Annotated in this window: 20 protein-coding genes; 2 read left to right on the top strand and 18 right to left on the bottom strand. The window is 48.1% G+C overall.

All coding sequences use genetic code 11. The features are described from left to right. Positions 1-109 precede the first annotated feature (109 nt). The 7 genes from ADIAL_RS04115 to ADIAL_RS04090 all read right to left on the bottom strand — a co-directional run bounded on the left by ADIAL_RS04115 (position 110) and on the right by ADIAL_RS04090 (position 5,888). Positions 110-598: a hypothetical protein gene (locus ADIAL_RS04115; protein ID WP_034300405.1), complete on the bottom strand. Its 489-nt coding sequence runs from the start codon at positions 596-598 to the stop codon at positions 110-112. Positions 599-624: 26 nt separating this feature from the next. Continuing rightward, positions 625-765: a hypothetical protein gene (locus ADIAL_RS11360; RefSeq protein ID WP_155849175.1), complete on the bottom strand. Its 141-nt coding sequence runs from the start codon at positions 763-765 to the stop codon at positions 625-627. A gap of 135 nt (positions 766-900) precedes the next feature. Continuing rightward, positions 901-1,503, bottom strand: coding sequence for a TraX family protein (locus ADIAL_RS11020; RefSeq protein WP_051503704.1), 603 nt, complete (start codon positions 1,501-1,503; stop codon positions 901-903). A gap of 100 nt (positions 1,504-1,603) precedes the next feature. Next, positions 1,604-2,008, bottom strand: a complete 405-nt coding sequence (gene arsC, locus ADIAL_RS04105) for an arsenate reductase (thioredoxin) (RefSeq protein ID WP_034300402.1) — start codon at positions 2,006-2,008, stop codon at positions 1,604-1,606. A 79-nt stretch (positions 2,009-2,087) separates the two neighbouring features. After that, positions 2,088-3,320 carry a GNAT family N-acetyltransferase gene (locus ADIAL_RS04100; protein WP_034300398.1) on the bottom strand — a complete coding sequence of 411 codons (1,233 nt, stop codon included), beginning with the start codon at positions 3,318-3,320 and terminating at the stop codon, positions 2,088-2,090. Between the two features lie 86 nt (positions 3,321-3,406). After that, positions 3,407-4,249, bottom strand: a complete 843-nt coding sequence (locus ADIAL_RS04095; RefSeq protein ID WP_034300395.1) for an AraC family transcriptional regulator — start codon at positions 4,247-4,249, stop codon at positions 3,407-3,409. Between the two features lie 205 nt (positions 4,250-4,454). Then, entirely contained in the window at positions 4,455-5,888 is a 1,434-nt protein-coding gene (locus tag ADIAL_RS04090) for a 6-phospho-beta-glucosidase (RefSeq protein ID WP_034300392.1), read from the bottom strand. A gap of 181 nt (positions 5,889-6,069) precedes the next feature. Between ADIAL_RS04090 and ADIAL_RS04085 the strand changes: the two genes are divergently transcribed. Both ADIAL_RS04085 and ADIAL_RS04080 read left to right on the top strand, forming a co-directional pair. After that, positions 6,070-7,350 (top strand): NAD(P)/FAD-dependent oxidoreductase, encoded by a 1,281-nt coding sequence (locus ADIAL_RS04085; RefSeq protein WP_034300389.1) that lies wholly within the window; start codon positions 6,070-6,072, stop codon positions 7,348-7,350. A 238-nt stretch (positions 7,351-7,588) separates the two neighbouring features. After that, on the top strand, positions 7,589-7,891 hold the full coding sequence (locus tag ADIAL_RS04080) for a hypothetical protein (RefSeq protein ID WP_155849174.1): 303 nt from the start codon (positions 7,589-7,591) through the stop codon (positions 7,889-7,891). A gap of 195 nt (positions 7,892-8,086) precedes the next feature. On the opposite strand, the gene argH is transcribed toward ADIAL_RS04080, so the two are convergent. The 11 genes from argH to ADIAL_RS04025 form a co-directional block, all read right to left on the bottom strand. Continuing rightward, complete coding sequence (gene argH / locus ADIAL_RS04075) at positions 8,087-9,481, bottom strand: argininosuccinate lyase (protein WP_197017761.1); 1,395 nt, start codon at positions 9,479-9,481, stop codon at positions 8,087-8,089. Then, entirely contained in the window at positions 9,471-10,394 is a 924-nt protein-coding gene (gene argF, locus ADIAL_RS04070) for an ornithine carbamoyltransferase (RefSeq protein ID WP_034300380.1), read from the bottom strand. Before argF ends, argH begins: the two co-directional genes overlap by 11 nt. Further along, positions 10,391-11,572 carry an aspartate aminotransferase family protein gene (locus ADIAL_RS04065; protein ID WP_034300377.1) on the bottom strand — a complete coding sequence of 394 codons (1,182 nt, stop codon included), beginning with the start codon at positions 11,570-11,572 and terminating at the stop codon, positions 10,391-10,393. Before ADIAL_RS04065 ends, argF begins: the two co-directional genes overlap by 4 nt. Further along, positions 11,569-12,450: an acetylglutamate kinase gene (gene argB, locus ADIAL_RS04060; protein ID WP_034300374.1), complete on the bottom strand. Its 882-nt coding sequence runs from the start codon at positions 12,448-12,450 to the stop codon at positions 11,569-11,571. Before argB ends, ADIAL_RS04065 begins: the two co-directional genes overlap by 4 nt. Before the next feature lie 90 nt (positions 12,451-12,540). Then, complete coding sequence (gene argJ, locus ADIAL_RS04055; RefSeq protein WP_051503703.1) at positions 12,541-13,791, bottom strand: bifunctional glutamate N-acetyltransferase/amino-acid acetyltransferase ArgJ; 1,251 nt, start codon at positions 13,789-13,791, stop codon at positions 12,541-12,543. A gap of 10 nt (positions 13,792-13,801) precedes the next feature. Continuing rightward, positions 13,802-14,842 carry an N-acetyl-gamma-glutamyl-phosphate reductase gene (argC, locus tag ADIAL_RS04050; protein WP_197017760.1) on the bottom strand — a complete coding sequence of 347 codons (1,041 nt, stop codon included), beginning with the start codon at positions 14,840-14,842 and terminating at the stop codon, positions 13,802-13,804. Continuing rightward, complete coding sequence (locus ADIAL_RS04045) at positions 14,839-16,110, bottom strand: argininosuccinate synthase (protein ID WP_051503702.1); 1,272 nt, start codon at positions 16,108-16,110, stop codon at positions 14,839-14,841. Before ADIAL_RS04045 ends, argC begins: the two co-directional genes overlap by 4 nt. Before the next feature lie 609 nt (positions 16,111-16,719). Beyond that, complete coding sequence (pepF, locus tag ADIAL_RS04040) at positions 16,720-18,528, bottom strand: oligoendopeptidase F (protein WP_034300371.1); 1,809 nt, start codon at positions 18,526-18,528, stop codon at positions 16,720-16,722. Between the two features lie 354 nt (positions 18,529-18,882). After that, positions 18,883-19,662: an amino acid ABC transporter ATP-binding protein gene (locus ADIAL_RS04035; RefSeq protein ID WP_034300424.1), complete on the bottom strand. Its 780-nt coding sequence runs from the start codon at positions 19,660-19,662 to the stop codon at positions 18,883-18,885. A 65-nt stretch (positions 19,663-19,727) separates the two neighbouring features. After that, complete coding sequence (locus ADIAL_RS04030) at positions 19,728-20,957, bottom strand: amino acid ABC transporter permease (RefSeq protein WP_155849173.1); 1,230 nt, start codon at positions 20,955-20,957, stop codon at positions 19,728-19,730. A 9-nt stretch (positions 20,958-20,966) separates the two neighbouring features. Then, positions 20,967-22,142: an amino acid ABC transporter permease gene (locus tag ADIAL_RS04025; RefSeq protein ID WP_034300368.1), complete on the bottom strand. Its 1,176-nt coding sequence runs from the start codon at positions 22,140-22,142 to the stop codon at positions 20,967-20,969. Between the last annotated feature and the right edge of the window lie 121 nt (positions 22,143-22,263).

Genomic DNA, 22,263 nt, shown 5'->3' with positions numbered 1-22,263 from the left:
TTTTGTAAATTATACCATTTCGAAGGTGTTTTATATTGTCTCATTTCGTTGTGTTAGTCTAAAATGGGGACAGTTTTTTGTTTTTCAAAAATATCCTTCCGATTTATCATCAGTTAAAAAAGACAAAACCTATGCCTAAGGCGACAAATAAGCACATCAGAACCAGCCTGATCTGCTCCTGTCGTTTTGGGGAGACTCTCCTGTCGACGATATCTTCCATAAAATAACTGTAACCGTGCAGGATTATGTAATAAAAACCGACTCCTCCCGCAGCTGACAGCACTGCCTCAAACCTGACAGAGCCACTTTGAGTCGCTTCCGGCAAAAAAAGAGCGGTAAACAATATAGCTGGAGCTATGATATAAGCCTGAGCTGTTGTTTTATCTTCAGGATCAGCGGTATCTTCACCGGACTGCTGCTTGTCTGTGAATGCAGCTGTTAGTCCTGTTCCTACAAGGTGGCTTATCACAGCAGCACCCGCACCTGTCAGCAGCCAGATCCACCAGGACGTGTCCCAGAGCAAAATTAAGAACATATTCATGAGGATTAGACCTGTCAATACCGATAATGTATCTATTTTCTGTTTGTTCACTTTCACCTTCCCCCCCCCTCATTTCGCTGTCTTTAATTACTGTATTCTGACGAATCCAGTTTTTTTGCTTCCAGTTTGTCCACTTTTTTTGCCAGTTTATCGACTTTAAACGCTAAGCTAGATATCATAAAAAAAGCTGAACTGATCAACAGCAAGTGAATGGTCGGCCACATTCTATCCCTCCTTTTCAGTTTGTGCGTTAAGTCTCTTGCGTCTAGAGCAGCAAGGTGCTCTATATGTTGACTGAAGACTGTTAAGACAAGCTTAACACACCTCACATACAGGAAACAGGGTGGATAATTTCGCTGTCATCGGACCCAGACGATCAGCAAAAGCAGGGCCTGATGCAGTGGATAAAACCAGTAAAAGAAATACCTGGGCAGTCTCGGCAACTGAATACCTTTTGTTCCTAGCATAAGCGGGACCGACAGAACAGATAGCAACTGAATTGGCCAGCTGAACAGCAGCAAGTAGAAAAACTGTACGATGCCTATGGCTAGCACTCCTTCCCACCGGTTTTTCCGGATCATCCAGTAGATGGCCCAGCCAAACAAAAAGCCGTAAACACTGTATTCCGCAAAGAAACTCAGCAGAAGCCAGAGGGGGAAAAAGCGCCGGTATTTGAGTGAAAGAGAAAAAATACCCAGCAGAAAGAGCACATTAATAGTATTTGGCGTCACTGGCATGGACAGAACTCCTAGGCCAAACAACCGGGTAATATACTTCTTGTAATCCGACGTCCGTTCAGTCCCTTCTACCGTACTGTAGAGAAAACAGGGAAAAGCCAGCCGGCCAATCATTCGCATCCAGATCAGCCCGGGAAACAAAAAATAGCCGGTATGGTCGATTAGCATGGTCAGTATACCAATCCACTTGATAGTGTTCAGCTTGTCATCGAACGCTCTGGTCATGCACATGCCTCCTCTAAAAACCTTTACTTCATTAATATTCTTTCAGCCAGAAAAAAACAGTGCTTACCACTTGCTATTAAACAAGGTGGATACTTTCTTGTCAATTCAAGGTCTGAATCTGCGCTTTAATCAAGTCTCTCGTTTCCCGGAAGGCCTGAAGGATGTCATCTTCTGTACCTTCTACTCTGGCCGGATCTTTTAGGTCCCAATGCTCATGCGCTGCCCCGGATGGAATAGCCGGACATTTGTCTAGAGCGTCTCCGCACAAGGTAATAATCAAATCAGCGTCCTGGAAATAGTCTGGATCAATCAGATCGGATGCCTGGGTAGAAATATCCACCCCATCCTCTTCCATCACTTTGACCGCTATAGGGTTCAGTCCGTGCGTTTCAATCCCAGCACTTCTGATATCAAATACCTTAGGATTCAGTATATTTCGGGCATAGCCCTCAGCCATCTGACTCCGGCAGGAATTGCCGGTACATAAGAAATATAGTTTCTTCACTTTTTCTCCTCCTCTTGTATTTATTCTTTGTATTATCCGGTGATGTGTGTGTTAGAATCGTTCATCTGTTTGCTCTCATTTAAAAGAAATCATGAAGCTCAGGAACGTCGGCTGGCAAGAGACTCTGTAATGCATGTGCTGCTTCTCTTGTGCAATCAAGCGAACCCTCAAATCTCAAGTCAGCTGCTTTTTTGTATTGCATAAATAACTGTGTCCAAGTCTGAATGCTGGCTTTCATATAAAAAGTCTTGTCTTCCGGCTCATCAACTGTCCTTACACTAATGTTTCCTTCGTTAAGTACCAGCTTAAATACCTTGTCATTCCATTCTGCTGTTTCATCCGTGACATTTAAATAGAATGTCTGTTTCTCAATTCCTTTAAACGGGAACTGCTTCAAAAAGTTTTCCATATCCACGATGCGGACCATCATCCCGGCTTCCATCTTCTGCTCAAGCCTTGCTTCACGAAATAGATGGGACAGTTTTTGGTCTGAACGCACGCTGAAGCTGAAGTTTTCGAAGCCGGCAGCGTGTGAGCCAATAAATGTCCACAGAGCCTGTTCAGCATCACCTGTCAGTGCCATTAGTTCTTTGATCTCAAAACGGTTCTGATTTTCTCCTGAAAACCCATAAAGAACATAGCCTTTTGCAGCACCTTTTTTATCCTCATAAAGTGCCAGCTTTTTCTCTTTTGAAACCATAATCCGGTTGTCCCATATCCAGCTGTTTCTTTTTACCGGTCCTATGGCATCCATCATTTTTTCAGCATAAACTGCTTTAATTTCTTCTTTATGGTCTTCCCAGCGGACTCTCTTCACCCTCTGTTCAGGTGCTTTGAACGAACCAAAATCTTCCGGCTTAATGTCATACTGGCGCTCTTCAAACGTCACTTCGTAACCAAACTTGCGGTAGAAGTGATAGGAAAAAGGGGCCAGGTAAGACAAGACCATTCCTTTATCCTTCATCTCTTTCAAGTTGGCGGTCATCAACTGACGGACCTGCCCCTGACCTCTCACTTCCGGATAGCTGGTGACATTTCCTATGCCGCCCATTTTAAACACTTGTCCGTGATAATAGACTTCAAAGGGGAACAGTATAAGTGAACTGGTCAGTTGCTCCCCTGAAAACGAACCTAGAGCACTGCCATATTCGAATTCCTTCTGCATCTTTTCTTTGCTTTCAGTCGTGTGCTTAAAATGAAAAGCATACAGATTTAAATTGTATACTTCTTCAAAATCCTCACTCGTCAAGTGTCTTAGTGTCGTCATTATCTGATCGCCTCCACTTTCATAGCTGTTTTTATTTAGTCCCATTATACTCACTCTTGCAGCGGATAGACAAAAAAACTCCTTGCTAACTATTCAGCAGAGAATTTTTTTCACTTTGCATTAATGAAACATCACTTCTTTTTCACAGCGACCCACACTTCGGATTCATTATCTTTAGAGATCATAAATTCTGGAGATGAAGCCGGTTCAAATGTTGATGACGGGAACCATTCTGTGTAAATTCTAGACCATGCATCGTTAACAGCATCCCACTCCCCTTTAATAGTAAATACTGCCCATAACTGCTTAGTGATTGTTATGCTATTCAGATCTGCTGGCACAGTATCAACTGGTACTCCCACATAGAAGTTCTGAGAACTCTGCTTTTCACCCCCAGTCACGTCTGAAGAGACAAATAATTGCTTGCCATCAAACTGGCCGTTGGAAATGTTATTTAATCTGTCAAAGTTATCCTCAGTCAAACTACTCAAAAATTCGAGAATTTCTTCTGATTCACCCTCACTGCCAATTGTAGCTTCAGTCTGATAGCCTGCCACGATAAAACTTTCTTTTTCAACTAATCTATATTTCATTGGTGTTCCTCCCTCTATATCAAGTCTAAACGTCAACCTAGGATAAGACAGCAAAGAACTATTTAACTCCCTTGCTTGAGTCGGTGTCAGTCCATGGACGTGTTGAAAGGCTTTTGTAAATGCATCTGGCGAAGTATAACCATACTTAAAAGCCAAATCAATCACTTTTACATCTGACTCCTTTAGTTCAAAGGCAGCTTGAGTGAAGCGTCTTTTTCTAATATAATCCTGCAGCGACATACCGGACAAAAATGAAAACAAACGTTTAAAATACGTTTCCGAAGTCATGGCAATTTTTGCCAGTTGAGCACTCTCAATATTTTCTTCCAAGTGGTCTTCTATATACTGCATCGCTTGATTCATATGATATAAATCATTCAATTCACCATCCACCTTTCTATTAATAGTTTCATCTTATCAAATAGTTAAAGAGAGTACCCGATTGATTCCATTCATTCATTAACGGGGTTGAAGTCACATTGGTTTACATTATTCACCTGATCACTATATAACGATTAACTGAACACTCCGGTGATAAAAAAAGCGCCCGTCAAAATGACAGGCACTTTATAAGTGTGTAAACTTTTTAGTTGTTGCTTAAGTCTTCGCCGTTTGTTTCGATGACTTTTTTGTACCAGTAGAAGGACTTTTTCGGTGTCCGTTCTAGCGTGCCATTTCCGTAATTGTCACGGTCCACATAAATATATCCGTAGCGTTTCTTCATTTCACCTGTTCCGGCACTGACTAAATCGATACAGCCCCAGGATGTGTAACCCATCAAGTCTACCCCATCCAGTTCCACAGCTTCTTTCATGGCAGCAATGTGTGAAGACAGATAGTCGATCCGGTAGTCGTCTTCCACATAACCACTGGCGTCCGGTGTATCGATAGCACCCAGTCCGTTTTCGACGATGAAGAGCGGTTTCTGGTAGCGGTCATAGATGTCGTTCATGGTGATGCGCAGACCCAGTGGGTCAATCTGCCAGCCCCATTCGCTCGCTTCCAGATAAGGGTTCTTGACGGATGAGAAGATATTGCCGGATGTCTCATCCTGGTTTTCAGGATTCGCTGCAGCCACTCGGCTGGAATAGTAGGAGAAGGAGATGAAGTCAACTGTGTACTCCTTCAGCAGTTCCTTGTCGCCTTCTTTAAACGGAATTTCAACGCCTTCTCTTTCCAGTTCTTTCAGTGCATAGGCCGGGTATTCTCCGCGGGACTGGACATCGATAAAGAAGTAATTTTGTCTGTCCGCCTGCTGGGCTGCCAGAACATCAGCTGGACGCGGTGAGTTCGGATAGGTCTTCCCTGCTGCCAACATGCAGCCGATCTGAATATTTGGATCGACTTCACGGGCGATTTTTGTCGCCATTGCACTGGACACAAGTTCGTGATGAGCCGCCTGGTAGAGCACCTGTTTTTTGTTTTCACCTTCTTCAAAGACAATGCCGGCGCCCATGAACGGTGCGTGCAAAATGATGTTGATTTCATTGAAGGTCAGCCAGTACTTGACCAGACCTTTGTAACGTGTAAAAAGTGTGCGGGTCAAGTTGGCATAAAAGTCCACCATTTTACGGTTGCGCCAGCCGCCATATTCCTTGATCAGGTGCATCGGGCAGTCAAAGTGTGTGATCGTGACCAGAGGCTCGATGCCGTGTTTTTTACATTCCTTGAAGAGGTCTTCATAAAATTTCAGGCCAGCTTCATTTGGCTCTTTTTCGTCTCCTTTAGGAAAGATGCGCGTCCATCCGATTGACAGACGGTAGGTTTTGAAGCCCATTTCTGCAAACAAGGCGATGTCTTCCTTGTAACGATGGTAATGGTCGATGGCTTTTTTAGCTGGATAAAAATGTTCCCCATCAAAGTCCAGATGTTTCTTGTCTCCTGAGATAATAGCGTGACGGTCTTCTCCCACTGGAGCGACATCAACGTTAGCCAGCCCACGGCCGTCCTCATCATATCCGCCTTCAAGCTGGTTGGCAGCTGTAGCGCCACCCCAAAGAAAATCTTTTCTGAAACTCATGTTTTATTCCTCCTGTAGATGAATTTAAATCGTTTACTTTGTCAGTGTAAAGAGTGTAATCCATTACATACAAGCGAAAAGGTGAATTTTATCTGACGATTCTCCAATGATATGGATAGCCTGGACAGAATGTGGTAAAGTGTTCGAGATATAGGTAATTACAGAAAAGAGGATATTATATATGACACACTATGACGTTCTGGTGGTTGGCGGCGGGACAAGCGGTATGATGGCTGCGATTTCGGCTGCTGAGCACGGAGCCAGAGTCGCCGTTGTTGAGAAAAATAAATTTGTGGGACGTAAACTGCTGGTGACTGGAAACGGCCGCTGCAACGTGACCAATAACCGGGACAAGGAAGAAATCATTTCCCATATTCCCGGAAATGGACGCTTTCTTTACAGCGCCTTCTACCAGTACGACAACTATGACATCATGCACTTTTTCCAGTCCCGTGGCATCAAGCTGAAGGAAGAGGATCACGGCCGAATGTTTCCAACTACGGACAAGTCACGGACGATTGTCAACGCCTTGAGTCAGATTATGGAAGATTCAGAAATCGAAGTCTTTACAGGCGCACCCGTGGATACCGTGCTTTATAAAAACGGGTCGGCTTATGGTGTGAAGCTGCAGGACGGACGCGTACTCGAGTCCGCCTCGGTCATCTTGTCCACAGGCGGCCGGGCGATGCCCAAGACTGGTTCAACCGGTGACGGCTATAAATGGGCAAAAAAAGCTGGACATACAATCAAGGAGTTATATCCGACGGAAGTCCCAATCACGTCTGAGGAGTCTTTCATTCTTGACCGGACTCTTCAAGGGATTTCTCTCAGAGATGTCGATTTGAAAGTTCTGAATAAAAAAGGGAAAACAGCGGTCGCTCACCGAATGGACATGATTTTCACCCACTTCGGCATCTCCGGACCAGCTGTGCTGCGCTGCTCGATGTTTGTGCTGCAGACTATGAAGCGTGACAAGACTGACCATGCCGTCATGAGTCTGGACAGCCAGCCTGACGAAACACTGGGATCGCTCAGGCAGAAACTGGAACGCCTAATGAACAAGGAAGGCGAAAAAAGTATCAAGAATACCCTCAAGCAGTTCGGCCCTGAGCGTTATATTCTGTTTGGACTCGACCAGTCTGGAATCGATAGTGAACGAGCCTTCAAAACACTGAACCAGAAGGAGCTGGAAACAGTTATCCATTTCCTGAAAGATTTCCGTTTCAATGTGCATGGTTCCCTGCCGATTGAAAAAGCCTTTGTGACCGGTGGCGGTGTTAACACGAAAGAAGTGAACCCGAAGACACTGGAGAGCAAGCTGATGCAAAATCTCTACTTTACCGGTGAAATTCTCGACTATAACGGCTATACTGGAGGCTACAATATAACGGGAGCCTTTATTACTGGCCGTATTGCTGGCATGCATGCGGCGCAAGCTGCCTTGAGTACAGCGGCTTACTGACTTCCGTTTAAAACGAGCTGTTTGAAAACAGTCTTTCTTCTATAGTATTTGCTGAGGTGCCGGCCAGTTTGCCGGCATCTTTTTTGTCCGATTTTAGTATCTGTCTATTTCCAAGCTAAGCAAATCAACAGCTCCCCGTTGATCTGAAAGAGTTCAGGCAGACTGAACTCTTCTTTATTTTGTCTTTATAATTCTTTTTCCAGTTGCTATGAGTCATCTACGGCGGCGCAACTCAAGGATGAGCTTCCTCCCAGTTGACCCGCAAACCACCTTTGTGGTGCAACTCGAGACCCCTTTTCTTTCAGTTGACCCGCAAACCACCTTTGCGGCGCAACTCGAGACTCCTTCTCTTTCAGTTGACTCGCAAATCATTTTTGCGGCGCAACTCAAGACCCCTTTTCTCCCAGTTGACCCGCAAACCACCTTTGCGGCGCAACTCAAGACCCCTTTTCTCCCAGTTGACCCGCAAACCACCTTTGCGGCGCAACTCGAAACCCCTTCTCTTTCAGCTGATCCGCAAGGCAGTACAATTGAGAGATAGCTTTTATTCTTGCATCGTTTCCCGCTTTCACCTCAAAGACTATTCAAAATAAAGGTCGCCTCGATTCAGTTAGCCGCCAGGCCAACTCTTGAACCTTCACTTACACAAAAAAGAACACAGCAGGCACCCTATTCCAAGAGTTTGCCGTGTTCTCTTTCGTTAGCAGGAAACCGTTATCCCCGTTTCCTTCTTTTTTCAATCCAGCTTGTCCAACTCTGCTTTTAGCTTCTCGATCTGCTGGCTGACTGCCTTGGGGGCCGGACCTCCTTCGATATCACGCTTTTCAACACAGGTCTTCAAATCAATCACTTGAAAAATATCCTCTTCGAACAGCTTACTGAAGGACTGGTAAGCCTCCAGTGACAGGTCTTCAAGCGTCTGATCCTTTTCAATGCAGCTTTTGACCAGGCCGCCAATCACTCCGTAAGCTTCTCTGAATGGCATGCCTTTTTTCGTCAGGTAGTCGGCACAGTCGGTCGCATTAATAAAGCCTTTGGACGCTGCCTGGCGCATACTCTTTGTGTCGGCGGTCATGGTCGCAATCATCGGAGTCATCGCTGACAAGGCCAGTTTGACTGTCTCCATACTATCAAATAAAGCTTCCTTGTCTTCCTGCATATCCTTATTGTAAGCTAGCGGAATACCTTTCATCATAGTGAGCAAAGTCTGCAGGTTGCCGTAAGCCCGGCCGGTCTTGCCGCGGACCAATTCTGCCACATCCGGATTCTTTTTCTGCGGCATGATGGATGAGCCTGTCGCAAAGGCATCATCCAGTTCCACAAAATGAAAAGCCTGTGAGCACCAGAGAATGATTTCTTCAGACAGGCGGGACAAATGCATCATGACCATGCTTAATGCATAGACCGCATCAATTACAAAGTCGCGGTCCGATACGCCATCCAGACTGTTGGCGGTAACCTGGCCAAAGCCAAGTTGGTCAGCTACAAATTGCCGGTCCAGTGGATAAGTAGTGCCGGCCAGAGCGCCATTACCCAGCGGCATGCTGTCTGTGTGGGCAATCACCTCATGCAGACGGGTGATATCCCTCAAAATCATCTGGGCATAAGCCATCAGGTGATGGGCAAAGGTGACCGGCTGGGCAATTTGCAGATGAGTATAGCCCGGCATGATCGTCTCCAAGTGCGCTTCAGCCTGCTTGATCAGGGCCGCTTCAAAGTCTTTGAGCTGGCTAATGACTGCGGATGCCTCTTTTTTGACGTACAGTCTCAAATCCAGTGCAACCTGATCATTACGGCTGCGGCCGGTATGCAGCTTTTTGCCGGCCTCGCCGATTCTTTGCGTCAGCTCCGCTTCGATAAACATGTGGATATCTTCTGCTGCAGGATCAAAGGGCAGGTCGCCGGTTTGGATATCCATCAGAATGCCTTCCAGCCCTTCAACAATCTCATTCACATCTTCAGCCGAGATGATTCCTTGCTGGCCGAGCATCCGCGCATGCGCGATGCTGCCTGTTATGTCTTCCTTATATAAAATGTGGTCAAAGCTGATCGAGGAGTTGAACACATCCACCTCCTGAGCACTTTGGCCACTGAAGCGCCCCTGCCATATTTTTTTCTTGTCAGCTGACATGTGCATTCACTCCCATCAGATGAAGCAGCACAGCTTTCTGCACATGCAGTCTGTTTTCAGCTTCATCAAAAATTGCTTCGGCATGCTGTTCGAATACTTCTGCTGTGATTTCTTCTTCCTTGTGAGCCGGCAGGCAGTGCTGAACCATGACGTCCGGTGCAGCTGCCGACAGCAGCTTGGCATTGACCTGGTAGGTATCCTTGAATACCTGCTGGCGCTTTTCTGCCTCGCTTTCATCTCCCATGCTTGCCCAGACATCTGTAAAGACAACATCGGCTTCTTTGACAGCCTCAACAGGATCTTCCGTCAGGAGGAAGCCTGCATGCCTTGCATATTGTTCTAATATAGCCGGATCAGGCTGATAGCCGGAGGGTGAAGCGACAGCGATAGATGCCCCTGCAAGCAGGGAGCCGACAATTAGCGAGTTGGCCATATTGTTCCCGTCTCCTACAAAGGCAAACTTAAGCTGATCCAGCTGTCCCTTGTATTCCTGGACAGTCATCAGATCAGCCAATATCTGACAGGGATGATAGAGATCCGTCAGCCCATTAATAACAGGAATCGAACCGAAGGCAGCCAGATCTTCAACGTCCTGCTGGTCATAGGTGCGGATCATGATGCCATCCAAATACCGCGACAGCACTCGCGCTGTATCCTGAATCGATTCACCCCGGTTTAGCTGCAAATCTGACGCACTCAGATAAAGCGGCTGGCCTCCCAGCTGACTCATGCCGACTTCAAAGGACACCCGGGTCCGGGTCGAAGCCTTCTGGAAAATCATCCCGAGCGTCTTGCCTTTCAAGTAAGAAGTCTCTATTCCTTCTTTCTGTTTCTGTTTCAGTTCATGGCCGGTCTTCAGCAGCAGAAGAAGTTCGTCCTGACTCAGATCGGACAGTTTCAGTAAATGCTTCATTTCGTGACCTCCTGCATTTTTTCAGCCAGAATATGCGCCAGACAGCTGACTGCTTCGTCCAGTGAAGCCTGGTCGATGATCAGCGGTGGCAGCAGTCTCAGCTTGTCTTTGGCTGTCAGAAACAGAAGTCCTTCTTCCATCGCTTCCAGCATTACGGCCTTGGCATTTGCTTGCTTGAAAGTCACCCCAAGCATGAGGCCCATGCCGCTGACGCTTTCTACCGCATCCAAAGCTTCCAGTTTTTCTTTCAGATAACTTCCCTTTTCGAGGACTTTTTCCAGGAAAGCTTCCGACAGCTCATCCAGCACGACGGTCGCTCCGGCAGCTGCTACGGGATTGCCTCCGAAGGTCGAGCCGTGATCCCCCGCTTCCAAGGTGCCTTTAACTTTTTCTCCGAAAAGGATAGCACCAATTGGCAGGCCGTTGCCCAGGCCTTTAGCGCTGGTCACAATGTCCGGTTGGAGGCCGAAGTGTTCATAGGCAAACAGTTTGCCTGTTCGCCCAATCCCGGTCTGGACTTCATCAATGATCAGCAGCATATCCTGCTGACGGCACAGCTGGTCGATGGCCTCAATAAATGCTGGTTCAAGCGGGATCACTCCCCCTTCGCCCTGGATCACCTCGATCATGATTGCACAGACGGTCGGATCCGCTTTGTTCATCAAATCACTGATATTATTGGCTTCTACATAATCAAAACTTTCCGTGAACGGATCGAAATACTGGTGGAAAACATCCTGACCGGTGGCTGCTAATGTCGTTACGGTCCGCCCGTGAAAGGAATTCTTGAGAGTCAGGATTTTGTGCTTGTCCTTATTCTGCTGATGGCCGTATTTCCTTGCGGCTTTAATCGCTACTTCATTGGACTCGGCTCCGGAATTAACAAACAGCACATGCTTCATGCCCGTGCGTGTGCACAATGTTTCGGCTACATCAGCAGAGGGTTTGGTATAGTATATATTGGAGATGTGCTGAAGCGCAGTCAGCTGGCTCTGCGTCGCGTTGACCCATTTGGGATGGTTGTAGCCCAGTGCGTTGACACCAATCCCCGCCGTAAAGTCCAGGTAGCCCTTGCCACTGGTATCGTAGAGATGACAGCCTTCTGCTTTTTCCATAACTACTGAAAGCCGGTTGTATGTGGGGGTGATATGTGCCTGCGTCTTGTCGATTGTGTTCATATTGCGCTCCTTTCCATCTGACTTTTACTCTTGTAAAACAAGGTCCCGATTCCACTGTCTGTCAGAAACTCGACAATCAGTGCATGTGGAAGTCTCCCATCCAGAATAACGGCCTGTCTGACTGACGTACTGACAGCATCCACGCAGCAGCTGACTTTCGGGATCATGCCACCTGTAATGACTTGTTTTTCCTTTAGTGTATCCAGGCTATCGACTTCGATCTGTGAAATAAGGGTCGAAGGATCGTCAGGCTTTTCCAGAACGCCGGGAACATCTGACATCAGGACAAAATTGTCTGCCTCCAGCGCCTTGGCGATTCCTGCAGCCATTTCATCTCCATTGATATTGCAGGCCTCTCCTGCTTCATCCATTCCGATACAGGCAATCACAGGTATGTAGCCGCTCTGGACTAGATCATGTATCACCTCAGTATTGACCTGATCGACTTCACCGACGGCTCCCAACTTACCCGGATCCTTCAGCCTGGCTTTGATTAGACCTCCATCGACCCCGCTGATGCCCATCGCTTTTCCACCCAGAGTCTGGATTTTTCGAGTGAGGTCCTTGTTGATCTTTCCCGCTAGGACCATCTGAGCAATCTCCATCGTTTCCAAGTCAGTTTTTCTCAGGCCCTCGACAAAGGTGCCTTCCACCTCCGCTTTTTCCAGCCAATAATTGATGTCCGGCCCGCCGCCATGAACGATGACGACGTTCATGCCGACCTTGGCCAGCAGCATGATGTCGCGAAGAACCTTTTCCTTGAGGGTTTCGTCCATCATTGCTGAGCCGCCGTACTTGATCACGACCATTTTCTGATCATAATGCTGGATGTGCGGCAAAGCACCAGTGAGTGTTTTTGCCATATCAAATGTATCCATAAGTGCTCCTTTGCTTTCTCTTTTTTAAATCAACTTGCGCTCTTATCCAGTCAGCAGCCTTTTCTTATACTCTGGCTGAAAAAGCTGCTTTCAGGAGCGGTAGGCGCTGTTGATGGTCACGTACTCTTTCGTCAGATCGCATCCCCAGGCTGTGGCCTGCTCTGTGCCTGCATAGAGATAAATATCAATAAAGAGCTTATCCGTTCCCAGAACCTCATAGGCCTTGTCTTCATCAAAAGGTACAACGGCGCCGGCTTCACAGACACAGACACTGCGGTAGTCTGCTGAACGCAGATAGATGTCCACCTGTTCATAATTCAGCTCGGCCCCGCTGTAACCCATAGCGCAAAGCAGACGGCCGACATTCGCGTCACGCCCGTAAACGGCGGCCTTGACCAGGCTGCTGCTGATGATTTGCTTGGCCAGCAGCTTGGCTTGCTGCTCATCTTTAGCCTGGAGTACATTGCAGGTGATCAGTGTCCCTGCCCCTTCCCCGTCAGCGGCAATCGCTACAGCCAAGTCTTTGCAGACCAGATGCAAGGCTTGCTTGAACAGACGGTACTCTTCCTGCTCGCTGGACTGGATCAAAGGATTGCTGGCTTTTCCATTGGCCAGAATCGTCACCATATCATTGGTCGAGGTATCTCCGTCCACACTGATCATGTTGAAAGTGTCTGAAGTGACCTCCGTCAGAGCCTGCTGCAATACAGCCGGCTCGATGTTTGCATCTGTGGTGATAAAGCCGAGCATGGTCGCCATATTCGGATGAATCATCCCGCTGCCTTTGGAAATGCCTCCCAGTGTTACAGTGCAGCCGTTCAGGTCAAAAGTCACTGCCTTTTCCTTGATCCCGGTATCGGTCGTGAGGATTGCTTCAGCTGCCAAACTGCCGGCGTCTTCAGAGAGCTTTGACACCAGCTGGGGAATACCGGCTGCAAAGGGTTCGATACTGAGCGGCTGACCAATGACTCCAGTTGAAGCGACCAGGACATCTTGCTCCTCTATGCCAAGACTTTGACTCAGCAGCTCACAAGTCTTGCCGGCGATTTCCAGCCCGTTGGCATTGCAGGCATTGGCATTACCGCTGTTACAAATCAGCGCCTGGGCCCAGCCGTTCAGACTGTTGAGTCGGGTGATCTCAAGGGGCGCGCCCTTGACTTTGTTCTGTGTATAGACACTGGCAGTAGCCGCCAGGTTTTCACTGTAAATCAGCGCCAGGTCCTTTCTTTTTCTTTTAAAGCCCGCATGGATGCCGGCAGCCTGAAAGCCTTTAGCTGCGGTCACATTCCCCTGTGTTGGACAGATCTGCTTGTTTAGTTTTTCTAGTGTATCTGTTTGCATCTTTCTCACCTCAAAACGATGGGGCTACCATCGCAAGTCCTTCTGTTTCTGTCAGTCCATACATAACGTTCAGGTTCTGGACTGCCTGACCGGCAGCCCCTTTCTGCATATTATCGATCACGCTGACCAGAATCAGCCGGCTAGTCCGCTCATCTACCGTTAAACCGATATGGCACTGATTGGAATGCTGGACATGGCTGATGTCGGGCCATTGTCCGGGCCCTTTGACCTGGACAAAGGGGGCGTCTTCATACCAGTCTTCATAAATCGTCTGAATGTCTGTTGCCTGAGCGTCCGTCTGCAGATCGGCATAGACCGTCGCCAGAATGCCCCGGTTGACCGGCAGCAGATGGGGAACAAAGGCAATGGAGGATTTTTGCCCCCCCATCACGGCCAGCTGTTCTTCGATTTCCGGGATATGCCGGTGTGAACCAATCTTGTAGGCGGCGAAGCCTTCATTCTTAGTAGCAAAGTGGGTCGCTTCTGACAGACTCTTGCCTGCTCCCGTCACGCCTGATTTGGCATCGATGATTAGAGAGTCTGTTTTGATCAGTCCGTTGGCCACTGCCGGATAGAGCGCCAGCAGAATGCTGGTCGGGTAGCAGCCTGGGTTGGCCACCAAATCCGTCTCCTGGATTTTTTCTCTGTTCAGTTCTGTCAGACCGTAGACCGCCTGCTCATGCAGCTCAGGGTATCTGACGGCTGTCTTGTACCAGTCCTCATAAACAGTCAAGTCCTGCAGACGGAAGTCTGCTCCGGCATCGATGACTTTTTTCCCCAAGTCCAGACACTGCTTCACCAGGTCTTCACTCATGCCGTGGGGCAGGCAGATAAAGATGATGTCTGCCTTGGCGATCACTTGCTCTGCTTGCTCGAACACACCGTCAAACTGACCTTTGAACGTCGGATAGACCGAGGAAAAGGACTGGCCGGCATAAGTATCAGACGACACGCCGGCAATGTCCACATGGCTGTGTCCGAGTAAAATTTTGATCAGTTCCGAACCGACATAGCCGCTAGCCCCAATGACTCCTGCCTGGATCATACTCATGCCTGCATCCCTTCCTGAGAGTAGACACTAACCTGATCAGCCAGCTTGCCAAACTGTGTTTTCTGCTGCATTTCCGCCTGGATCACGCTCGACAGGCCGAACAGATTGATGAAGCCCTTGGCATCGTTCTGGTCGTAGACCTCGTCATTTTCAAACGTGGCAAAAGCTTCGGAATACAGGCTGTAAGGAGAGTCTACGCTGGATACAATCATGTTGCCTTTATACAGTTTCAGCTTGACCGTTCCGGTCACTGTCTTCTGTGTCTCATCGACGAAAGCATCCAGCGCCTGTTTCAAGGGCGTGAAGTACTGGCCGTTGTAGATCAGCTTGGCATATTTCTGTGCTAGCTCCTGCTTGTGCTGCATTGTTTCTTTGTCTAAAGTGATCATCTCCAACTGCTCGTGTGCGAAATAGAGCAAGGTACCTCCCGGTGTTTCATAGACGCCTCGGCTCTTCATGCCGACCAGACGATTTTCGATCATGTCCAGGATGCCGACCGCGTGCTCGCCCCCGATGGCATTGAGTGTCTTAATCAGAGTCACCCCGTCCATTTCCTCGCCGTCCACCGCTACCGGCACGCCCTGTTCAAAAGTAATGCTGACATAGGCGGCTTGATCCGGCGCTTGCTCAGGAGAGACACACATTTCAAGAATAGAATCATATTTAGGTTCATTGAGCGGGCTTTCCAGATCCAGCCCTTCATGTGACAGATGCCAAAGGTTCTTGTCCTTGGAATAGCTTGTTTCTCTAGAAACTTTTAGCGGAATCTGGTGCTTCTCACAGTAATCGATGGCCTCATCACGGGAGCTAATCTCCCAGGTTCTCCAGGGCGCAATGATATCCAGCTCCGGAGCCAGAGCTTTTATCCCCATTTCAAAACGAACCTGATCGTTTCCTTTGCCGGTACAGCCGTGGCAGATCGCATCCGCCCCTTCTTGCTTGGCAATATTCACCAGAGCCTTGGAGATGATTGGACGTGCTGTTGCCGTGCCTAGGAGATACTTGTTTTCATAAATTGCTCCCGCCTTGAGCGTCGGAAAAATGGAGTCATAAACAAATGCTTCTTCGATGTCGGCCAGATAGAACTTGGAGGCCCCGGTCTTGAGTGCTTTCTCTTCCAGTCCGATCAGTTCGTCTTCCTGACCCACATTAGCGGTGACCGCAATGATTTCACTCCCATAATGCTCTTTCAACCAGTGGATAATGACGGACGTATCCAGGCCTCCGGAATAGGCCAGTACGATTTTTTTGTAAGTTTTCTCAGTCATAATAAATATGCTCCTTTTTATTGGTGTTTTCTATGCCTCTAGTCTGCTTTTTTGGTCTACTGTCTTTTTGGGTATAAAAAAAAACGCCTTTGTGCTTTCACACAGAGACGATCGATTCGCGGTACCACTCTATTTGCAGATATCCAGTGCCCTACCGTATCACGGGTAAGAACTCCTGTTTGAGCGGTTATCGCCCATCTGCCAACTCTTTGCATTAACGCTGCACACGGCTTTTACCCCCGTTCACCCTAGTCTTTCTTCGGCCGGACCAATCGCTCCTGCCTTCTTTGGCTCCCAGGTTCAAAAGCGTCTTATAAGCTCGTTTTCAATGACCCGTCATGTCAGCCTTCCACTCTGTGCTGACTCGCTGTAATGAAGAAGATCATTTACTTTTCTTGTTCTTTGACGTTAACGGTAGTCTACACCAGACCAGCAGCCGTGTCAACACAAAATATTTAATTTAATGTATATTTTTGTCTTTTTTTGATAAAAAGCCCGTTTTTATACAATTAACATACTTTTTAAGCATAAAAAAGACCAGACCAGGCTATTCCCCTGATCCAGTCTGTTTCACGGATCCGTGAGCTTGCTTGACCGTCAGCGGTCCGCTCAGTTCTGATCCAGTTCTTTTGTGAGTTCGATGATGCGGTCGACCGATTCGTCTAGATAGTTGATCGTATCCTTCAAAGGCTTGTCGGTAGTAATATCAACCCCGCACACTTGTGTCGCTTCTGCCGGCTCTTTCTGACCACCCAGAGCTAGGAAGTCTAGCCAGCCGTCAACTTTTTCTTCTCCACTGCTGATTTTCAGGAAGGCTTGCGTGGCGATTGTCAGTCCCGCTGAATAGGTATAGGGATACAGCCCCATATAGTAGTGGATCTGACGCATCCAGGTCAGTTCCGCACCCGGTTCAAGCTCGACGGCCTCGCCCCAGAACTGCTCCAGCACCTCGCGCTTTAGTTCGCTGAGCTTGTTGGCATCAAAACTCTTGCCGGCATCAATCAGGCGATAAACTTCTCGCTGATAGGCTGCTTCAAGCAGGTGCGTCACGAAATTATGGAAATAGGTTCGGGAGATCATCTTAGACAGCACGGAACGCTCCATCCGCGGATCATCCGTCTTGTTTTTCAGATAGTCCGTTAAAAGCAGCTCATTAAATGTCGAGGGTCCTTCAATCAGATAAAGCGACGGTCGGGCACTGGTCAGCGGGTTGTTTTCATTAGAAAAGACCCCCTGGCCGGCATGGCCCAGCTCATGAAAAAGCGTATAGGCATCGGTCAGCTGTCCGGTCCAGGTCACCATGACATTAGGATGTTTGCCGTAGGTCGTCGAGCAGAAAGCCCCTGACCGCTTGCCCAGATTCTGTGCAAAGTCCACCCAGCGCTCGGGATAAGATCGCAGAATCATATCAACATAGTCCTGTCCGAGTGGCTCCAGGGCTTCCTTGACCAGGGTCTTGGATTCCTCGATTGAAACCGGAAGGGTATAATCCGGATCCAGATCCACCTTTAGATCGGCATAAGTCATCTTCTCCAGTCCATGAACCTCTTTTAGATGCGTAATGAATTTACGCATGACCGGTGCAAAGTCGGTCATGATCGTATCGATCTGACGGTGGTAGAGGTCCTGATCCACTTCCTGACTTTCCAGAAGGTAGTCAAAAATCGAGTCATAGCCGCGCATATCGGCAATCGTTTTTTCGCGCTGCAGATGGGTGTAGTAGGCCGTAGCCACCACATTCTTATACTGGCCAAGCACACTGTTGAACTGATCATAGGCAGCCCGGCGGACTTTTGGATCTTCATGGTACATGTATACCTCTTCATACAAGACGAAACTCAGTGGATACTCCTTACCGTCCACTTCAAAGGTGCCATAATCCGCATCATTAGACCGGGCCTGTTCAAAGATTTCGGCCGGTGAACTGAAGACCGGCGACAGCTGAGCCAGGGCTTCCTCCACTTTCGGATCCAGCTTGGCCCGCTTAGTTTTCTTTATTTTTCGGATATAAGCTGCATAGGCTGGCTCCTGTTCCTTGACTGCATCCAGAGTAGCCTCATCCAGCTCTTCCATCTGTGACTGGAAAAAGCTGAGTCTGGCACTAACACCGGCCAGGACATTGGAAACATGACGGGTGACCTGCTGGGCTTCGCTGTCGGTAATATCCACTGAAACCGGCAGATGGCCGTACTGTCCCAAATGTGACGCAGCTGCTGATAGTTCTTCGTAAGCAGCAATCGCTTCTACAACCGTTTCTGCCTCTGTCAGCTGTCCGTCATACTTGCCAGCAAAAGCTGCGACATCTTCAGGTAGCTGCTTTGCCGCCTCTTCAAACTCCTCTTTTGTTTTAAAAATAGCAGACAGGTCCCATTTCAGTTCATCAGCTACGTCTGATCGTTTGAGTAATTGTTCTGACATGTAGTACTCTCTCCTTTTTATATGAACAAGTGAACGATTAAATATGACAAAGTGTCACATTCTGTTTAAAAAAATGAATACTTGATTAAAGCATTCCCCTTTTCTCTATTCACTTTCTTATTTTATTATAGCACCTTTCTTTTATTTTTAAAGAGCAAGTTAACCTCTGCCTGTATTTCAGCAGCGTAACCCTGCAAGGCAAACCAGCTTCCTGTCTCTTTTTTTCAGTATAAAAAAAGGCCTGCTGACTGGATCTCAGCAGACCTGAAGAATAACTTCTGTGTTGAAGCTGACTGTTTCGCTTTCATGCAACATTCTTGCTAGAGTACAAAGCTGCCCTGGCTTTAGATAAGCTCAGAGGATTTGGCTCAAAAACAGCTTGGTCCGCTCGTGTTTAGGGTGATCAAAGAAGGCCTTCGGCTCAGCCATTTCAATAATCTCCCCTTTATCGAACAAGACTAGACGATCAGCCACCTGCCGGGCAAAGCCCATTTCATGCGTCACCACGATCATTGTCATCCCGGACTCAGCCAGGCTGCGCATGACGTCCAGGACCTCATTGACCATTTCCGGATCCAGCGCGGAAGTCGGCTCATCGAACAGCATAATTTTTGGCTGCATCGCCAATGCACGGGCAATGGCTACCCGCTGCTGCTGACCGCCGGAAAGCTGGCCAGGATACTTGTCTGCCTGTTCAGGAATTCCAACGCGTTCAAGCAAATCGCGGGCAATTTCATCTGCTTTGCCTTTCTTCCATTTTCTGACCCAGATCGGTGCCAGTGAAACATTCTTTAAAATCGTCATGTGCGGGAAGAGATTAAACTGCTGGAAAACCATCCCGGTCTCCTTGCGTATTTCTTCTACATTTTTCAGATCATCCGTCAGTTCGATTCCGTCGATCACAATGGATCCACTCTGGAATTCTTCCAGTGCATTCAGTGTCCGGATAAATGTGGACTTACCTGAACCCGAGGGTCCCAGCACGACGATCACTTCTCCCTGAGTCACGGTAAGGTCCACATCCTTGATGACATGGAGATCTCCATACCACTTGTTCAGTTTGCTGACTTTGATGATTGGGTTCTTGTCTGCAGCTGCTTCAACAGCTGACTTGGCTGCAACAACTTCCTTCATAATCTTTTCCTCTCTTTCCTTATGGATCACGGCATTTCTACCAGTATAACTGCTGCCTTTAATCATTAGCGGCTGCCTTTAGACAGGCTGCGTTCCAGATAACGGCTGACATACGCCATTAGGTAGCAGAAAATGAAATAAAATACGGCAACAAAGACATACAGTTCCAGATAACGCCCAAGGTATTCCGGATTGTTTGAAATCCGTCGGGCAGTACCCAGGAAGTCAGACAGTCCAATAATGGCCACCAGAGACGTATCTTTCAAAATAGTAATGAACAGCCCGACCATGGCCGGAATAACAGCTTTAAGCGCCTGGGGCAGGATAATAAAAAAAGTCGTCTTGATTTTATTCAAACCCAATGCCTGAGCGGCTTCATACTGGCCACCTGGTATGGATTGCAGCCCACCCCGGACATCTTCAGCCAGGTAAGCAGCGGCAAAGAAAACATAGGCAATCATGGCCCGCGTTACATTGTCCATACCCGTCTGTCCCCCTAAAAACAAGGGAATCAGCAACTGGCCAATAAACAGAACCATGATCAGAGGTGTTCCCCTTACCAGTTCAATATAAGCAATACAGAAATAACGGACAACCGGCAGCTCGCTGCGGCGTCCCAGCGCCAGAAGAATCCCCAGCGGAAAGCAGCCGATGATAGCTACCGAAGCCAAAATCACCGTTAGCAGCCAGCCTCCCCAGTACCGGCTCAAAACCGGATCCAAGAGTCCTCCAAACCCCATAATCAGGCCCAGGGTAAGCGGGAAATAAAGAGCCCAGAGCACAAGGGCCGGAATCTTCAGTACAGAAAAGCGGCTGCCTAGCAGGTAGCCTCCTGCCATCAGCAGTAGGCAGGCTACCAGATTCAACGTAGTATTCAGGGTCGTCCACGGAATAATGGCAAAGGCCAGAAAAACGGAGCCGAAAGTCAGCGCAACGGCCTTGCCTGCTCCTTTAAATAGCCCCCATGTCCCCCCAATCATCAGAGAGGCATAGTATAGAGCAAACCAGAGACGCCATAATTCTTCCAGCGGATACTGTCCGATCATTAGCAGGCGCAAATGGATATAGACAACATCCCAGCTGTTGGTGACCGCAAACTGGACCACCTGGTACAGCACCAGGCCGGAAAAGAGGGCCGTCAGCAAAGTGAGTAGCGTATTTTTAGGACCGTCAAACAGGTTCTTTTTTAAAGCCTTGAAAAAAGGCGTCTGGCCATCCTGTTTCAGTCTGGGCGCATCCGTCACTTCCAGACGGCTATCCATCTCTCCTTTGATGTGTAGTCTTTCATCAATCATTTTATCCACCTACCTTTCAACCAGCTGGAATTTTTTATTGAAGTAGTTCATAAACAGCGACGTCGTCAGACTGAAGAAGAGATAGACTGCAATCATAATGGCAATCACCTCAAGCGTCCGGCCTGACTGGTTGATGACTGTATTGCCGACACCGACTATTTCCTGATAGCCTACTGCCATAGCCAGAGACGAGTTTTTGATCAGGTTCAGATATTGGCTGGTCATCTGCGGAATAATGATCCGAATGGCCTGCGGAAAAATAACCAGTCTCATGGCCGTACGGGATTTAAAGCCGAGCGCCTTGGTCGCTTCAACCTGACCTTTCGGCACGGCCTGTACGCCTCCACGGACGATTTCAGCGATGTAGGTGGACGTAAAAATCGTCAGTGCTAAAAGGACGGATAAAAAGGGTGTCGTCAAAGACAGCCCCCCGGCGACCGCTGCACCTGTATGTGACGGAATCGTCGGTTCCAGCGGTCCCCGTCCAACCAAAAGGTAGGTCAGACCCGAAAGCAGAACCAGAAGTCCCAAAGCGGACAGAAAAGGATAGCGGTGCTGGCCACCCTCCATTTCCAGACGCATTAAATATTTGAAAAGAAACAGGGCCGCTGCCATAAAGACCAGCAGCAAAAGAAGCCAAAGAGCGGTCGCATCGTGCACGCGTGCCCAGGGAATCACGGCTCCACGGTTAGAGAGATAAAAGGGACCGAAGCTGACCGCTTCCTGTATTCTAGGCAGGGGAAGGAAAACAGCAAAGTTCAGTATGAATATCTGCAGCAGCAGTGGCGTATTTCTGAACACATCGATATAGATCGAGGCGACTTTGCTTAAGAGCCAGTTGTCGGACATTTTAGCCACCCCGACACCGACGCCAATAACTGTCGCCAGGATGATGCCGAAAAAGGACACTCTCAGTGTACTGACAATCCCGACAAGCAAGGCCCGGTAATAGGGATCACTTGTACTGTAGGCAATCATGGCTTCATTAATATTAAAGCCGGAACGGGCATTTAAAAAGTCGAAACCAAAGCGGATCCCAATCCGCTCGAGACCGGTCAGTGTATTCTGGATCAATATCCAGAATACTATCCCCACCAGCAGAACGAACACAGCCTGCAGGATCACAGGGACGACTTTTTTGTTTCGCCAGATCGGTGTGCTCACTTTTTTATTTTGTGTTTGCATGTGTCTCTTCACCTCTTTTAGTTTAGCCTCTAAACAAAACCGGCTGACAGACCCGAAAAGAGACCTGCCATTTAACAGGGCAGCAGGCCTCTTTTTAGTGCACGTCACGGTACAGTCTAAA

Origin of the sequence: Alkalibacterium sp. AK22 (assembly GCF_000585255.1) — a bacterium.
Classification (GTDB): domain Bacteria; phylum Bacillota; class Bacilli; order Lactobacillales; family Carnobacteriaceae_A; genus Alkalibacterium.
Note: the sequence above shows the minus strand (reverse complement) of the source record. Positions and strands in the feature narration are given on the sequence as shown.

Excerpts from the sequence above, each read along its gene's own strand:
- ADIAL_RS11360 (WP_155849175.1), bottom strand. The coding sequence starts at position 765 with ATGTGGCCGACCATTCACTTGCTGTTGATCAGTTCAGCTTTTTTTATG.
- ADIAL_RS11020 (WP_051503704.1), bottom strand. The coding sequence starts at position 1,503 with ATGACCAGAGCGTTCGATGACAAGCTGAACACTATCAAGTGGATTGGT.
- ADIAL_RS04100 (WP_034300398.1), bottom strand. The coding sequence starts at position 3,320 with ATGGGACTAAATAAAAACAGCTATGAAAGTGGAGGCGATCAGATAATG.
- ADIAL_RS04090 (WP_034300392.1), bottom strand. The coding sequence starts at position 5,888 with ATGAGTTTCAGAAAAGATTTTCTTTGGGGTGGCGCTACAGCTGCCAAC.
- ADIAL_RS04085 (WP_034300389.1), top strand. The coding sequence starts at position 6,070 with ATGACACACTATGACGTTCTGGTGGTTGGCGGCGGGACAAGCGGTATG.
- ADIAL_RS04080 (WP_155849174.1), top strand. The coding sequence starts at position 7,589 with ATGAGCTTCCTCCCAGTTGACCCGCAAACCACCTTTGTGGTGCAACTC.
- argH (WP_197017761.1), bottom strand. The coding sequence starts at position 9,481 with ATGTCAGCTGACAAGAAAAAAATATGGCAGGGGCGCTTCAGTGGCCAA.
- argF (WP_034300380.1), bottom strand. The coding sequence starts at position 10,394 with ATGAAGCATTTACTGAAACTGTCCGATCTGAGTCAGGACGAACTTCTT.
- ADIAL_RS04065 (WP_034300377.1), bottom strand. The coding sequence starts at position 11,572 with ATGAACACAATCGACAAGACGCAGGCACATATCACCCCCACATACAAC.
- argB (WP_034300374.1), bottom strand. The coding sequence starts at position 12,450 with ATGGATACATTTGATATGGCAAAAACACTCACTGGTGCTTTGCCGCAC.
- argJ (WP_051503703.1), bottom strand. The coding sequence starts at position 13,791 with ATGCAAACAGATACACTAGAAAAACTAAACAAGCAGATCTGTCCAACA.
- argC (WP_197017760.1), bottom strand. The coding sequence starts at position 14,842 with ATGAGTATGATCCAGGCAGGAGTCATTGGGGCTAGCGGCTATGTCGGT.
- ADIAL_RS04045 (WP_051503702.1), bottom strand. The coding sequence starts at position 16,110 with ATGACTGAGAAAACTTACAAAAAAATCGTACTGGCCTATTCCGGAGGC.
- pepF (WP_034300371.1), bottom strand. The coding sequence starts at position 18,528 with ATGTCAGAACAATTACTCAAACGATCAGACGTAGCTGATGAACTGAAA.
- ADIAL_RS04035 (WP_034300424.1), bottom strand. The coding sequence starts at position 19,662 with ATGAAGGAAGTTGTTGCAGCCAAGTCAGCTGTTGAAGCAGCTGCAGAC.
- ADIAL_RS04030 (WP_155849173.1), bottom strand. The coding sequence starts at position 20,957 with ATGATTGATGAAAGACTACACATCAAAGGAGAGATGGATAGCCGTCTG.
- ADIAL_RS04025 (WP_034300368.1), bottom strand. The coding sequence starts at position 22,142 with ATGCAAACACAAAATAAAAAAGTGAGCACACCGATCTGGCGAAACAAA.